Raw genomic sequence first — 16,445 nt, forward strand, 5'->3', positions numbered from 1 at the left:
AAATGCGTACTTATCTGCCAAAAGTAAATATTTTTTTGAAGATAAGTACGCAAAAGCCAGTTTTTTTTTGAAAATCATTCAATTACCATGATCCGGTCGTTCAATGCCACCTTCATGCCATCTTCCACAAACACCTCTTTGACTACTCCATCCGTCACCGAACGTATCTCATTCTCCATCTTCATTGCCACCAATACGCAAAGCGGATCGCCACGTTTCACATTGTCTCCTTTCTTTACATACGTCTTCAGTATTACTCCCGGCATCGGTGCCTGTACTACCTGACGTCCCACAGACTCGGCAGCAGTGCGGGCATTATGTATCTTCTCCATTTCTCCCTGCAATTCAATCTGATAAAGCTCCCCTTTATTCATGATTGTATATGAATTATTGGAAGAGGGAGAAATCTGCACTCCATGCGAGTGGTGATCGATGATAATTGAATGGATAGAGTCGCCACCCATGTTATAATCGACCTCATATATTTTGCCATTGACTGCAATCTTCTTGATTGGTCCGTCCTCCAGTATTTCCACCTTATATTCACTATCCGGCATGTCCTGGAGCTTGGCGTAATATGTAGCTAATGTTGTACCCATAATCTGTTCTGTTATTTTTTAGTCTTACATCAATAATTATTAGCAGTCATCTGCAACTTACCATAATACTTCCAGAGCGATTCGCCTACCACCGGAAGCGTTGTGGCACGGGAAGCCGCTTCTTTCTCCCGTTCGTAGTGTCTCACTGCGGCAGCAATGACAGCCACCGTCGGATCGGTATTCTGACGGCGTTTCAGATCTTCCTTATCAAAGCGCGTATCAATAAACGTTGTATCATATTCGCCTTTCAGGAAAGCTGCATTCTTCAATACACGTTGATGGAAAGGAATTGTTGTTTTAATTCCCAGAATCTTATACTCGCGCAAAGCACGTGCCATATTGGAAATGGCAGAAGCACGGGTACGTCCCCAACAACATAGCTTGGCAATCATCGGGTCATAATGCAGAGAGACTTCAAATCCGGCATAAGCGGCACTGTCAAGACGCAGGTTACGCCCTTCGGGAGCTTCACGAACAGTAATCACCCCGGGAGAAGGCATGAAGTTATTCTCCGGATCTTCCGCATAAATACGACATTCGATAGCTGCTCCGCTAAACTGAATATCATCCTGTTTATAAGGTAACGGATTTCCGGCAGCAACTGTTATCATATCCCGAACCAGGTCAACTCCCGTACATTCCTCCGTCACAGGATGTTCTACCTGCAAACGGGTATTCATCTCGAGGAAGTAGAAGTTTTGGTCTTTATCCATCATAAACTCCAATGTCCCGGCACTGTAATATCCTATTTTCTTACAGGCTTCCACAGCAACCTTCAACATCTTCTTTCTCGTCTCTTCTTTCACAAAAGGAGAAGGACTTTCCTCTATCACTTTTTGGTTACGACGCTGAATGGAACATTCACGTTCGTAAAGATGGACCACATTGCCATATTTATCTCCCATGATCTGAACTTCGATATGATGGGGATTCTCGATGTATTTCTCAATATATACCGCATCATTGCCAAAGGAAGTCCCTGCTTCGGATTGCGACAAACGAAGAGCCGTTTCCACTTCTTCTTCCGTGCGTACCAAGCGCATTCCTTTTCCTCCACCTCCGGCAAGTGCTTTCAGCATAATGGGATAACCTACTTCATTGGCCACTTTCTTCACTTCATCAATCCCCTGCACAGGTGTCTCGGTTCCGGGAACAATGGGTAATCCTGCTTCACGCATAATCTTACGGGCTTCTGTCTTGATTCCCATTTTGGAAATAATGTCCGCACTCGGTCCGATAAAAATCACTCCTTCTTCTTCACAACGACGGGCAAAATCCGCATTCTCCGACAAGAAACCATATCCCGGATGAATAGCAGCTCCGGTCTTTTTGGCAATGGATAATATCAATTCCGGCTTCAGATAGGAAGTATCTTCAGGCGATTCAGAGATGCAATAGGCTTCTTCCGCATAACGCACGTGCAAAGCTCCGCGGTCTACATGGGTATAAACAGCCACCGTCGAGATATTCATCACCCGACAGGTACGGAAGATTCGCATCGCTATTTCACCGCGGTTGGCTACTAATATTTTCTTTATCATAATCTTTTTATTCTTTTAATGAACACTCTCCATTCTCAACTCTCCACTCTCAACTTATTAAAGCGGAAGATTCGAATGTTTCTTAGGAGGATTAGACTGCCGTTTGTTGGCAAGCATCTCGAAACTTCGAATCAATCGCAAACGGGTTACTGCCGGATCAATCACTTCATCCACATATCCCAATTCCGCCGCCCGGTAAGGATTGGCAAACTTCCCGCGATAATCATCCTGAAGTTCTTTCCGTTTTTCTTCGGGGTTTCCGGCCTTATCTATATCCTTACGGAAAAGAATATTCACAGCTCCATCCGGTCCCATCACAGCTATTTCGGCAGTAGGAAAAGCAAGATTGACATCTCCGCGGATATGCTTGGAGCTCATCACATCATAAGCGCCACCGTATGCTTTGCGGGTAATAACCGTAACTTTCGGCACTGTAGCCTCACAATAAGCATAAAGCAATTTTGCCCCATTGCGGATAATTCCGCCATATTCCTGATCGATTCCCGGAAGGAATCCCGGCACATCTACCAGTGTCAACAAGGGGATATTGAAAGCATCGCAGAAGCGGACAAAACGGGCAGCTTTGACAGATGCGTTAATATCCAGTGTACCAGCAAGTACCAATGGCTGATTAGCCACCACTCCCACTGTTTTTCCATTCAGCCGGATATAGCCGGTCACAATATTCGCTGCATATTCTGCCTGAAGTTCGAAGAAACTATTATCATCAGCCACTGCTTCAATCATTTCTTTTATATTATACGGCTGATTCGGATTGGTTGGAATCAAATTAGCCAGTTCCGGAGTCAGGCGGGTCGGCGAATCGTTTGTAGCTACAAACGGAGGCTCTTCCATATTATTTCCCGGCAGATAGGAAATCAATTCACGAATATAATTAATACACTCAATATCATTCTCCGCAGAAAGATGGGCTACACCGGACTTTGTCATGTGTACGCCTACTCCGCCGAGTTCCTCTTTAGTGACTTCTTCCTGTGTCACACTTCTCACCACATCCGGTCCTGTAATAAACATATAACCGGAGTTTTTCACCATCAGGATAAAATCTGTCAATGCAGGAGAATAAACCGCACCTCCGGCACATGGGCCCATGATCGCGCTAATCTGCGGAATCACTCCGGATGCCATAGAGTTGCGCAAGAATATCTCGGCATATCCGGCCAAAGAACGTACCCCTTCCTGAATTCGTGCACCTCCCGAATCATTCAGTCCGATGATAGGCGCTCCCATTTGCATAGCCATGTCCATCACTTTACAAATTTTCTTAGCGTGCGTTTCCGAAAGAGCTCCACCAAATACGGTGAAATCCTGTGCAAAGACATAAACCAGGCGCTTGCCAATCATACCATATCCCGTCACTACCCCGTCTCCGGCAAATTTCTGCTTTTCCATACCGAAATCGGTACACCGATGGGTTACCAACTTATCCAGTTCGATAAACGAACCTTTCTCCAATAATAAATCGATGCGTTCACGGGCGGTCAGTTTGCCCACAGAATGTTGTTTTTCAATGCGAGCGTCTCCGCCGCCTTTTTCTGCTTTCCTGTTCAGTTCTTCCAGGTTGTTAATAAGCTCTTTCATAGGCTGTAGTTATTAAAGTTGTATGTGTGTGTAAAAATAAACAGTAATATATGAAATCATTGTCATATTGATTACACAAAGTACTTTTATATAATGAACGCCTCATGTGTGGAAAATGTTAGCATTTATGCCTTAAAACATCTTTATCCATTTATTTAGGGAGCTTTTTTTGCAGGTTGCGACAACAAACTTCCCCGCTTTTCTGTTTATCGCTTATCATTTTTAATAAAACCTATACCGTTGTCAACTTCGATGTTGAACAAGGTCGCATCATTATACGGGAAAATCCGAAATACCTTAGTCTGAACGAAATGTATCAGGTAGCCAACAGCTATCCGAAAGGCAGCAAAGCTAGGTAACGAAGCTGCGCTGGCCAACTTAAAACAATTACAACAAATTCTTAGCGTGAAGATGAAATAAATAGAAAAATCTTTTTATTCAACCGACCAAAGTGGGACGTTTGTTTGTTATATCAATAATAAACGACGTTCCACTTTTTAAATCTGATAATTATGACCTTGATCCTTGCTATTATTCCGGTGTTACTGTTGATTATATTAATGGCATTCTTTAAAATGCCGGGTGACAAAAGTAGTATCATTTCTCTGATCGTGACGATGCTGATTGCTATTTTCGGCTTCGCTTTTTCAGTAGACAATCTGTTTTACTCCTTTTTATATGGGGCGTTAAAAGCCGTCTCTCCTATCTTAATCATTATCCTGATGGCTATTTTCAGTTACAACGTATTGTTGAAAACAGAAAAGATGGAGATTATCAAACAGCAATTCGCTTCCATTTCTACCGATAAAAGTATTCAGGTGTTATTACTGACTTGGGGATTCGGCGGACTACTGGAAGCGATGGCCGGCTTCGGGACAGCAGTTGCCATTCCGGCAGCCATTCTTATCAGTCTGGGATTTAAGCCTATCTTTTCGGCAACTGTAAGTTTGATTGCCAACAGTGTAGCCACCGCTTTCGGAGCGATCGGAACTCCGGTGTTGGTATTAGCCAAAGAAACGAATTTGGATGTATTGCATCTTAGCACGAATGTCGTATTGCAGTTATCCGTTTTGATGTTCCTGATTCCGCTGGTTTTGCTTTTCCTTACTGACTCCAAACTTAAATCGCTTCCCAAAAATATATTTCTTGCCTTATTAGTAGGCGGAGTTTCTTTAGTCAGCCAGTATCTGGCTGCCAAGTATATGGGTGCTGAATCTCCGGCCATTATCGGCAGTATTCTTTCGATTATCGTGATTGTTCTTTATGGAAAACTGACTGCCTCTAAAAAAGAGAAAGCACGGAAAAGCCATCTGAAAACAAAAGATATACTGAATGCATGGAGCATCTATTTGCTGATTCTATTTTTAATCATTCTGACCAGTCCCCTCTTCCCGGAATTGCGTCATACATTAGAGAATAACTGGATAACCCGAATCAGTTTGCCCATCAATGCTTCCACCGTCAATTATACCATTTCCTGGCTGACTCATGCCGGAGTATTGCTTTTCATCGGAACTTTTATCGGTGGATTGATTCAAGGAGCTAAAGTAAAAGACCTGTTCATCGTTCTTTGGAATACAGTGAAGCAATTAAAGAAAACATTCATCACCGTGATCTGCCTTGTGGGATTATCCACAATTATGGATAGTGCCGGAATGATTGCTGTAATTGCCACGGCACTGGCTACGGCTACGGGAAGTTTGTATCCACTGTTTGCTCCGGTCATCGGTTGTCTGGGAACGTTTATCACCGGAAGCGACACCTCTTCCAATATTCTTTTCGGAAAGTTGCAAGCAAGTGTTGCAGGGCAAATTCATGTCAGTCCGGATTGGCTGTCCGCTGCAAATACAGTAGGTGCTACAGGTGGTAAGATTATTTCTCCACAAAGTATTGCCATTGCTACTTCTGCGGGAAACCAACAAGGAAAAGAAGGTGAAATACTGAAAGCAGCTATTCCTTATGCGTTGGTGTATGTGGCGATTACCGGAATTATTGTTTATATTTTCAGTTAACAAACCCAAAGTGCATAAAGAACAAATAGAGATATGAAGCAAAAGCCATTTATCCCTTCACCCCTTCACCTTTCCCTGTTCATCGGTGTTTGCGGGTGAAGGGCAGCCCTTCACCAAGAGTTCACTCCCGATTTCATTATAGCAAATCGGAATATGCTTATAGCTAAATGCAGTATGCTCATAGCATTTATTTTTCTTCCTGATAGTTGAAACAAACATTGGGATATTTATTTTAAATACGCTAAATGATTGAAACAAACTCTTTGATTTTTGTAAAGCATCGCTTTAAGTAGGCTAAAGCTATGCTTTGCATACTCTAAAGCATAGCTTTATATTCACCAAACAAGTACACGGGGAAAGGGCGGGTGAATCAGCTATCCTTCACCTTGTATATACCTATTTATCAGCCTTTACAACAAAAGATGAAGGGGACAACATCATACTCTTTTTTGTATATCGGTAAATGAGTAAGGATATTCTGTATTCATCGTATTCATATATTCGACACTGAATTTTAAATATTGCACTTTTGCCTCATTTACCATATTCATTTTTGTCAGAGACTGAATTGCATAACAAAGAGCCTCATCATTTATAGGATCAATATAAAATAAACTCTCACAAAGTGCAACAACTATCTTATACGCTTCTTTTTTAAAACAATTTTCGATCTCAATCAATAATACCGGTTCTAATTTTTGCTCAAGATTTCCTTTGAAAGAATCGAACTCTGGCATATCAATTGACCGAAGAAACTTCCCGCGAGATACAATTCCAATTAGTTCTGTCGCATTTCCTCCAGTATTATTTATCATCAAAAGTTTGACGCAAGCAAGATAATCACAATAAAATTCATCCGTGTATTCAATCCTGAACAAACCTTTATCATATACAAGTTCAATTCCATCAATTTCTTTTAAGATTCCTCTTACATGATTAATGGCAACCCCACGTGAATTTTTCACCTTATCTTCAGATTTACCGGGCCAAAACAATTCACTTAACCTCTGTGATGAGATACCTCCTTTAGGGCTATATTGAAGAATTGATAAGAATACCTGTTTTAATTTGGTACTAAACATATAGGTTATATCCTTATTTTGCCTGTCACGTACCATAAACTCCCCAAACAAATAAACGCTATTAGCTTTTACTAAATTTTGTTCCAAGGAAGTGGAACATTTTACATTTACTGGATTTATAACAGTTTTTTTATCATTTGCTCCTTGTTTCTCATGGGAACGACGTCTGATAAAAAAGATCAAAGCAGATATAATTACTATAACTAATAATATAAGTAATGCTATCAATATTTGGAAAGTAAATTCACTATTTCTACTGTGAGGTATGTATGCACTCAATGACGCATGACTTATCGGAGGAAAAGCCAATGAATACACACCCACACTGGAAGATATATCATCGTCGTCAAATTCCTGAACCACCGCAAAGAGTTTATTGAGTTTGTCACTATAATACAAATTAGCTTTCGTTTTTATCTTTTCGGAACGTATAGGTATAGAGTCACCCAATATTTGGAAAGTTCCGTCTTTGAATGCAAAACGATATAATTTGAGATAAGTATTAGAACAATGTTCCGGATAACAAAGCGTATAAAAATAAGAATCATCCTGAATAACCATTTCTCTTACAGGAACTATGTTTTCTCTATTCCATGGTATTTCCCACAGCTTGGAAACCGTGTTATTGTTCAAGTCTACTTTATGTAAATCATAAAAATATTGACGTCCCACTATTTGTTCGCCTGATTCATTACCCATACCTCCATATATATAGAGAGAATTGTCATCCTTACGGTATCCCATTGATGAAAAATAGCGTGGTTCTATCCGGTCTCCTTTCAAAACGACCGAGTCCAGTCTGTTTTTGTTATAATTATACACATACAATTCTTTACTATAGTATATGTCTCCAAAACCGCCAAATATGAAATGCCGTTCATTCTCCCGATCATAAGCAACACTATGGTGATGAAGTTGCATGGGTAAGTTTTCATTACTCACTACAGTCCATTCTTTCGCTCGCAAATCCAAAGTTGCAACTGTTGGTTTGCCAGCATCATCTACATGAACTTCATATACATAAAGTTTATTAGCCCCACTATTCCAAAAATTTGTTCCCAGAAAAATATCGATAGGACACTTATTTGCAAGACTATTACATATTACGTCACCCGAGTACAAATTATAGGTAATAAGAGTATCTTTATTAAATATGTAGATATTATCCGTAAGATCATCAAAATTATAGCCTGCTACACTAGAAGATGTAAACTTATACTTCTGTACCCAATTATAAGACTCATTTATAAGCCATTTCGGATTACTAACTTGTCCGAATACTTTTCCCTCAATAGAGTAAACCTCCTCTCCTTCACTTTCATCTAAGGGAAAATTGTACTGTTGTTTATCATCAGAAATTATAAGTTGTCTTATTGAGAAAACTGGCACATCAATCATATAATCACTCTTTCCAAAATATATGTCTGGAGTCCATTTAGAAGGTAACTCAAGGTTGTGTACAAAAAATTTTTGTTGTTTGATTGCAAGACATAAAGAATCTTTTTGTAAATCAAATTCCATCGATACTTGAAACCAACGAGATGCTACTAAATCCTTAGTCTCAAACTTGGCAGCAATAAGACTATTCTTTCCTTCTTCGTTTAGTTTAAACACAGAGAATATACCATCGTTATAATAAGATAAATTATAAATCTTATTATTTTCATTCTTTATCCTAACGATATAACCTAAACGAGAAGGACGCGTTAATGACATTTCAAAACTTATATTAAACTTATCCGAAAACTGAATAGGTGTATCATTAAAAACATTATAAGATGTACGCTCATCAATGGGATAATCATTCCCTTTAAATTCTAATCCTTGCCCGTATAAGGTCGATGATAAGAAAAGTATACTTATTATAGCTATGATATGGCAAGATGACAACTTCATAATATTTTATTTGTGTGTTTCTAATCAAAGAATTGAATGCAAATTTAAAATAAAATATCAAATTACAATAAGCTTAACACCTTTAATATTCATTTTTTTTTCAAAATTATTCTCCAAGAAGAAATAATCATAACTAGCATCTCTCCTATTTTTAAATAAACCACTATTAAAGAAGCGCTTAGTTCCACAGAGATATATCCAGGTATCATATTTATAGAAAAAAACTTCTGTATATGTTTACATTAATGAAAAACAATGAACTCTCAACATTATTGATATATCAAAATATTGACTTTAAATGGCAAAGATTAATGTATTTCCTAGATAAATAACCGCTTTTTAACCTATAAATTAACCGTCATACTCTTTTTTTGCCAAAAATTACACAACGAATTATAATGCATATAAAAATCGAAAAAAAGAAAAACACATTTGACAATTCCGGTAAACTTACAATACATAGATATTTAATTATGAAAAACAAAAAACTTTATTTTGAATTGCGTATGAAACTAATGAAAAACTTACGAACGTTTACGTTCTTTATGTTAGTGGGAGCTATCGCTTTCACAACTAGTTCGTGTAGCGATGACGATGATTCGACCAAGTCTGACTATGGTACTGTAACAGGTATGGTAACTGACGAAAACAACACGCCTATCAGTGGTGTTGCAGTTACTATTTCTGATGTCGAAGGTTCTACAGCTACTGGTGCCGATGGAAAGTACTCTTTCTCCAATGCACCTATGGATAAACGTACCATTACATTCACCAAAAAAGATTATCTGACTACCAGCGCAACTGTTTTAGCCAGCAAGTTCGATGCTAATAAAGTAGCATCTATAAGTATTCAGATGCTAAGTGCAGCAGCAAAGGTGATGGGTACTGTAACTGATGCTAAGAACAACAATGCTCCTCTTGCAGGGGTAACAGTAAAACTGGGTTCATTGACTACAACTACCGCCAATGATGGTACATACTTATTTGAAAGTCTCATTATTGATGATTATTCTATTACATTTAGTAAAACCGGTTATGTAGCAGTTTCAAGGGATATCAAGAAAGCCCAGTTTATAGATAAGATAACCACTCTCGATATTCGTCTGGGTGGAGTAGAAGTATTACCAGGTTTAACAGCTGATGATTTGAAAGAGGCTGATAAATGGCTTTATAATGAATACAGAGGCGGAAAAAATGCTGATAGCTATCCTCATTGGGATTGGTCAACCGATTATATGTGTACTTTGAGTTTCTGGGGTAATATGGAAGAACAGAATGAAGGAAGCACTTTAAGGATCAGAAATACAGGTGACGAACAAAAAAATCCGGCTAATCTGGACGCATTTGATTCTTATACTTATGGTAGCAAGAAAATCACGGAAGATAATAAGATTTTGTCATTAAGAATCCGCACCCATAATGCAGATGACAAAGCACCGGCGTATTTTGGAGTGCAAGTAGTAGATCTTTCTGCTGCAGAACCTGTAGCTGTGAAAGTGGGAGAAACCAAAACCTGTGGTTCGCAAAGTTATACAGATTATGATTTTGACTTAAGTGACTATGTTGGAAAAGAAGTTATTATAGCTATCGGAATCTATCGTACCGCAACAGGTGATTATTGGAAACAATTGGTTCTTCGCGCTATACGCTTCGCTCCACAAAAAGTTGAAGGATGGAACTGGTTGCCCGGCACCGCTATCACAGGTTTGGAAGAATGGAAGTTAACTGCAGAAATGGTCCGTTCAACAATGGTTCAAACAACTAAATCATTCACTGGAATAAGCCCCATTCGCGGTGGTAGCGGCGATTATTATGCAGCATACCGTGAGTGGCGAAATGTAAATCATATAGCCTATTGTTGGGCATTTATGCCGACAGTAAAAGACCCAGAAGTATTCCCCAGTGAAGGTTATCTGATAAAAACAACAGGGAACGGAGCCGCTAATACCAATAAACCCGAGGCCTACTTCTATGCTAAATTTGCAATTGCAGAAGGAAATAATAAATTAACGTTGAAAACCCGCACGTTTGGTGATCAATGGACATTCTTTAAACTTACTGCTATCAAAGAAGACGGAACATTCGTCAATCTAAATCCAATATCTAATACGGCCAAAGAAGCAGCTGCTGCAGAAAATGGTTGTTGGAAGTTCAAACATGATGCAGGAGGTCCGGACAACCCGAATACCTATGCTACATTCGTATACGACCTAGCTCAATTTAACGGCAGTAATGTAGTGTTAGCCATAGGTGTATTTAATGGAGAAAAGAGCAGCAATGAAAATAAGCTGGTATTCCACAGCGTCGAATTAAACTAAAAAAGACACTGTTCTTACTCGAATCTTTTGCTTGTTTGCCTATTCAGGCTAAAGATTCGAGTAGCAACCAGTTCATACTGAATAAAAACATAACTAAATTTTAATAATTATCATTATGATGAAAACACAACGTGCAAAAAAAATGCAATATCTGTATTCTTGCATTCTTATGGTGTTTCTTCTGACTTTGAGCTCACCATCATGGGCGCAGAAAAGAACCATATCAGGTATTGTTACAGATGAAACCAATGAACCTGTAATCGGGGCTAATGTTGTAATCAAGAACACAACCGTAGGTACGATAACCGGTATAGATGGTCAATATCGTATTGAAGCTCCAGATAATGCTACTTTAGTATTCTCTTTTATAGGTTATAATTCTATAGAAGAAAAAGTGAATGGGCGTACACAAATCAATGTTTCTATGAAATCCAATGACATCACTCTTAGTGATGTAGTGGTTGTGGGATATGGTGTACAAAAAAAAGTAAGCCTTACTGGTGCAATAGCAGGAGTGAGAAGTACCGACCTATTGAAAACAAAAAATGAGAATCCGCAGAATATGCTTACCGGTAAAATCTCCGGAGTACGCGTATGGCAAAAAAGTGCCGAACCCGGGTCTTATAGTAATAACTTTGATATTCGTGGATATGATGCTCCATTGGTCATCATTGACGGTGTTCCTCGTGACGTGCAAGACTTCCAGCGTTTGAATGCTAATGACATTGATGATATATCTGTACTGAAAGATGCCTCGGCTGCTATTTATGGGGTACGTTCTGCCAATGGTGTTATATTAGTAACTACTAAAAAAGGCTCAAAAGAGGGAAAAACAAAAGTCTCATACAATGGTTCCTTTACCATCCAACAGCCATCTGACATGCCTAAACTGGCCGATCCGTATGGAACAATGACTTTATATAATGAAAAGGCGATGAATAAAGTAGATGGTGGGAATATTATATACGGTGAAGATCAGTTCGAAGCTTTCCGCAATGGTTCCCGCCGAGCTACAGATTGGAATTCATTAATATTTTCAGATCACTCTCCTCAAACTCAACACGATATCAGCATCTCAGGAGGAAATGAAAGAACCCAATATTATATAGGTATGGGATATTTCTATCAGGAAGGATTTTTCAAATCAGGAGATTTGAATTATGAGAAATATAATATTCGTTCTAACATCTCGACAAGAATTCTTAAAGGATTGACTTTCGAACTCAATCTTAGTGCTTTCCTCGATGAACGAAATTCTCCTTATTACAGTTCAGTCGATATTATTCGCAACTATTGGTCACAAGGGGTATTGTATCCTGCGTATGCCGATCCGAAAAATACAATGCTAAATTACAAAGGATTAGAATTGGAAAATAATACGGTTGCCTTCATGACTTCCGATGTGTCAGGATACAAAAAGAACAAACAGAAAAATATCCAATCTTCAGCATCACTCAATTTTGATTTTGGAACAATAACACCAGTTTTAAAAGGCTTGTCGGCAAAAGCATTGTTTAGTTACGATTACCGATTGGACAACAATGAAAGTTACCGTAAGGAATATTATCAATATGCTTATGATGATTTGACTGATACCTATACTCAAAAATTATACAACAACAGTTCTCCGAGCAACCTCCTCCGAAAAATGTACGATAAACAACAGACTCTGGCTCAGTTGATATTGAATTATAATCGCACATTTGGAGAACATTCCATAAGTGGATTAGTCGGTTGGGAAACTCAGAAACGTCAGGGAGATAATTTCTATGCCCAACGCAATCTTGCCTTCAGCGTTCCATATCTTTTTGTAGGCGAAGACACTGCCCAACAAGGTGGAATGTATTCGGGTAACTCCGATCTTTACGAGGAAGCTAATTCAGCTTTAATAGGTAGAATAAATTATGCTTACGGAAGCCGTTATCTACTTGAAGCTCAATTCCGTTATGATGGATCTTCCAAATTTGCCAAAGGGCATAAATGGGGGTTCTTCCCTTCCATATCAGCAGGATGGCGTATCTCTGAAGAACCGTTTTTCAAATCAATATCTGCTCTTTCTTTTGTGAATCAGTTGAAGGTACGTGCCAGCTATGGTGTATTGGGAGATGATTTAAGTAATAATTGGAATTATGAATGGGCACAAGGATATAATTATCCTGCTACCGGCGAAAACGCAGAAAAAGGGTATTATAATCATTACGCTCCGGGATTTGTTTTTGGTGATAAATTCGTTTATGCCGCCTCACCGAAACCTCTTCCTAATGAGGGTATCTCATGGTACGAATCAAGAACATTCGACATTGGTGTAGACTTTGAGGGATGGGATGGTTTATTCGGTTTTGTGATTGATTACTTCGACCGCCGCCGTAAGAACATGTTTGCCCGTAGTAGCGGAGATTTACCAACAGTTGTAGGTGCTGAAGCTCCATTAGAGAACGTTAACAGCGACCGTCAATTTGGTATAGACCTGGAGCTTACACACCGGAATAAAATAGGAGATTTTTCTTATAAAGTAAAAGCAATAGGTACTATTACTCGCAGAAAACACATGACTGCAGTCGATAAAGGTCCTTGGTCCAGTTCTTATGACAGATGGCGCAATGATAATTTGAACAACCGTTATCAAGGCGTTCAATTCGGTTATAATTCAGCAGGACGTTACACTGATTGGAATGATATCTGGACATACCCTATTTATAAAGACAGAGATATACTCCCTGGAGATTACAAGTATGTAGACTGGAATGGAGATGGTGAAATCAATGGTCAAGATGAACATCCTTTCGCATTCGATCAAACACCTTGGTTAAATTACAGTTTGAATTTGGATTTCGCATATAAAAATTTTGATCTGAACATATTATTTCAAGGTTCTGCCCTCGGTTCTATGGAATATAAAGAACCTTTATACAATATATGGGGTGAAAATGGCGGAGGTGCTTTGGAGCAATTCCTTGATCGTTGGCATCCGACAGACCCTTTGGCTGATCCCTACGATCCGAAGACTCAATGGGTAAGCGGCCACTATGGATATACGGGCCATTATCCAAAAGGGAACTCTGAATTCAATCGCGTCAGCACAGCTTATTTACGTCTTAAGAGTATAGAAATTGGCTATACCCTTCCTCGGATAAAAGCTTTGTCGACCATGAACCTTCGCATATTTGCCAATGCCTACAACCTGTTTACAATAACAGGCGTGAAATTTGTCGACCCGGAACATCCTGACGACGATCTGGGTAGAATGTATCCGTTAAACAAAACCTACACAGTAGGAATGTCTCTTTCTTTTTAAGGTTTTGGACAAAAAAATAATTTAAAATATTATCTATATGAAAAAGATATTTATATTATCATTGTTTAGTATCTTATTATTCAGCGGTTGCAATGATCTGGATATTGCTCCCAAGAATCTTATTACCGATAAAGACTTAATAGGAAGTGAATCGGGAATGGATATTTATATGGCACGAATGTACAGTAATATGCCTTTCGAAGATTTTAAATATATGGCAAAATGGGGATTTGATTTCAATTCCTGGTTAGGTGCATTCGGTATTGAAGGAACAGGTGAAGCCGTAGGCAGAGATAACATCTGCAAGAGCTTTACAGGAGAAGATACTCAATACTGGGGAAAATCATTTCCTTTGTTGCGTGATGCCAATTTTTTAATTGAGAACTTGCCGAAATACGAAGGAAACTTTGCTGGTAATGTTTATAATCACTATATGGGTGAGGCTTATTTCGTAAGAGCTTTTGTCTTTTACACGATGGCAAAGCGCTATGGTGGTGTGCCGCTGGTTACGAGAGTGATACAATATCCGGCTGACGAAAATACGCTGGAAGTTCCCCGCTCATCGGAGGAAGAGACATGGAATCAGGTGTTATCTGACTTTGATACAGCCATATCACTATTAAGTAACAAACCGTTAAAGGATGGCTATTCAAGTAAATACATCGCATTAGCATTCAAATCTGAAGCTATGCTATACGCAGGGTCCGTTGCTAAATATAATGAAACAGTTCAAGGACGTCTTACAGGATTAGGACGCAAAACAGGCGTACGTGTTATCGGATTCGACGAGAGCCAATGGGAAGATGCATCCAAAAAATATTTCACTGAAGCTTATAAAGCAGCCCGTGAAGTAATGATAAATGGTGGTTATGATCTTTATAAGAAAAAATGGGCAGCAAACGATAAAGAAGCTCAATACCAGAATATGGTAGATATGTTTAGCGATCTGACTAGTCCGGAAAATATATATGTAAGAAAATACATATATCCAACCATCACACACGGATATGACGCTTACAGTGCTCCACTAATATTCCGCGCTCCGCTATCATCTGAAACGTGTCCAACTCTTGATTTTGTAGAATTATTTGATGGCTTCGAACATTATGCTGACGGAACAATGAAAGTAACTGACGGTGCTTCCAACACCGATGGCAACTATCTGCTGTTTAATACACCGATGGATTTCTTTAAAAATGCGGAACCTCGCTTACGTGCCTATGTAATCTTCCCCGGTGACATGTTTAAAGGTAGAGAAATTGAAATCAGAGCGGGAATATATACCGGAGCAACTCCAATCAAACCTTTTTTCAATGATTACTCTTTTGCCAATGCTGACACTCACTACCAAGATTTAAATGCATATACCGGCAAGCCCAAAACATTATATCTCAGTCCTAAGATGGAAAATCAAGAAGTTGTAAAATATGACGGTAAAGATATGACTGCAGGAGGAGAAAATGGTCCGTTCTATGACCAGGGAGAATCGGCAATAACCGGATTTTATGGACGTAAATGGCTGAACCCAGATCCATCGTTTGCGGCAGGCGAAGGAAAATCAGCTCAACCTTTTATATTGATGCGTTATGCTGAAGTTCTGCTCAATGCGGCCGAAGCAGCAATAGAGTTATCTTTAGCCGGAGTAACATCTCCTGATGGAGAAAATCTTCTCCAGCTGGCAACCAAAGCGGTAAATGATATCCGTGAACGTGCAGGAGCTACTCTGTTGACAAGTAACCTGACAGCTACAGAAGGAGGACGTGACATCGTACGGAAAGAACGTCGTAAAGAATTAGCCTTTGAACATAAGACTAAATGGGATTTACGTCGTTGGCGTGTACAAGACTACAATAATAGAAGCGGATTCTGGGGTGAAACAAGAGATAAAGATAAGTTTAGCAGTAATTCCCGTTATCGTTTCCGTGGATTATATCCTTTCTTCTCAACCCAAGCTGGTAAGTATTTCTTTGACGCTCGTTTCCAATGGACTTCAAACATAACTGCCGATTACAGTACTATTGACTACTACTTCGGAATACCAGGTGGACAAGTAACTAAGAGTCCGGTAATCGATCAGCAGCCTAATCGATAAAAGATAAG

At 39.2% G+C, this 16,445-nt stretch carries 8 protein-coding genes; 4 read left to right on the plus strand and 4 right to left on the minus strand.

What is annotated here, in order from left to right; genetic code table 11:
- Nucleotides 1-74 precede the first annotated feature (74 nt).
- From DW862_RS14825 to DW862_RS14835, 3 genes are read right to left on the minus strand one after another with little or no spacing between them, the layout of a single operon-like run.
- Complete coding sequence (locus tag DW862_RS14825; protein WP_008025626.1) at nt 75-599, minus strand: biotin/lipoyl-containing protein; 525 nt, start codon at nt 597-599, stop codon at nt 75-77.
- A gap of 29 nt (nt 600-628) precedes the next feature.
- Entirely contained in the window at nt 629-2,140 is a 1,512-nt protein-coding gene (gene accC / locus DW862_RS14830; RefSeq protein WP_008643568.1) for an acetyl-CoA carboxylase biotin carboxylase subunit, read from the minus strand.
- Between the two features lie 57 nt (nt 2,141-2,197).
- Nucleotides 2,198-3,742, minus strand: a complete 1,545-nt coding sequence (locus tag DW862_RS14835) for an acyl-CoA carboxylase subunit beta (RefSeq protein WP_004314805.1) — start codon at nt 3,740-3,742, stop codon at nt 2,198-2,200.
- Between the two features lie 512 nt (nt 3,743-4,254).
- Between DW862_RS14835 and DW862_RS14845 the strand changes: the two genes are divergently transcribed.
- Nucleotides 4,255-5,754 carry an L-lactate permease gene (locus DW862_RS14845; RefSeq protein ID WP_008025629.1) on the plus strand — a complete coding sequence of 500 codons (1,500 nt, stop codon included), beginning with the start codon at nt 4,255-4,257 and terminating at the stop codon, nt 5,752-5,754.
- Nucleotides 5,755-6,191: 437 nt separating this feature from the next.
- Here the strand turns inward: DW862_RS14845 and DW862_RS14850 are convergent, their stop codons facing one another.
- Nucleotides 6,192-8,732 (minus strand): hypothetical protein, encoded by a 2,541-nt coding sequence (locus DW862_RS14850; RefSeq protein ID WP_049702462.1) that lies wholly within the window; start codon nt 8,730-8,732, stop codon nt 6,192-6,194.
- Between the two features lie 473 nt (nt 8,733-9,205).
- On the opposite strand from DW862_RS14850, the gene DW862_RS14855 reads away from it, so the two are divergent.
- From DW862_RS14855 to DW862_RS14865, 3 genes are all read left to right on the plus strand, one after another.
- Entirely contained in the window at nt 9,206-11,050 is a 1,845-nt protein-coding gene (locus tag DW862_RS14855) for a carboxypeptidase-like regulatory domain-containing protein (RefSeq protein ID WP_232313588.1), read from the plus strand.
- A 115-nt stretch (nt 11,051-11,165) separates the two neighbouring features.
- On the plus strand, nt 11,166-14,345 hold the full coding sequence (locus DW862_RS14860) for a TonB-dependent receptor (RefSeq protein ID WP_008025639.1): 3,180 nt from the start codon (nt 11,166-11,168) through the stop codon (nt 14,343-14,345).
- Between the two features lie 37 nt (nt 14,346-14,382).
- Complete coding sequence (locus tag DW862_RS14865; protein ID WP_008025641.1) at nt 14,383-16,437, plus strand: RagB/SusD family nutrient uptake outer membrane protein; 2,055 nt, start codon at nt 14,383-14,385, stop codon at nt 16,435-16,437.
- Nucleotides 16,438-16,445: the final 8 nt, after the last annotated feature.

Source organism: Bacteroides sp. AM37-9 (assembly GCF_003603455.1).
Taxonomy (GTDB): Bacteria; Bacteroidota; Bacteroidia; order Bacteroidales; family Bacteroidaceae; genus Bacteroides; species Bacteroides xylanisolvens.

Bases quoted from the DNA above. Each gene is read 5' to 3' on its own strand.
- DW862_RS14825 (WP_008025626.1), bottom strand. From the start codon at position 599: ATGGGTACAACATTAGCTACATATTACGCCAAGCTCCAGGACATGCCG.
- accC (WP_008643568.1), bottom strand. From the start codon at position 2,140: ATGATAAAGAAAATATTAGTAGCCAACCGCGGTGAAATAGCGATGCGA.
- DW862_RS14835 (WP_004314805.1), bottom strand. From the start codon at position 3,742: ATGAAAGAGCTTATTAACAACCTGGAAGAACTGAACAGGAAAGCAGAA.
- DW862_RS14845 (WP_008025629.1), top strand. From the start codon at position 4,255: ATGACCTTGATCCTTGCTATTATTCCGGTGTTACTGTTGATTATATTA.
- DW862_RS14850 (WP_049702462.1), bottom strand. From the start codon at position 8,732: ATGAAGTTGTCATCTTGCCATATCATAGCTATAATAAGTATACTTTTC.
- DW862_RS14855 (WP_232313588.1), top strand. From the start codon at position 9,206: ATGAAAAACAAAAAACTTTATTTTGAATTGCGTATGAAACTAATGAAA.
- DW862_RS14860 (WP_008025639.1), top strand. From the start codon at position 11,166: ATGATGAAAACACAACGTGCAAAAAAAATGCAATATCTGTATTCTTGC.
- DW862_RS14865 (WP_008025641.1), top strand. From the start codon at position 14,383: ATGAAAAAGATATTTATATTATCATTGTTTAGTATCTTATTATTCAGC.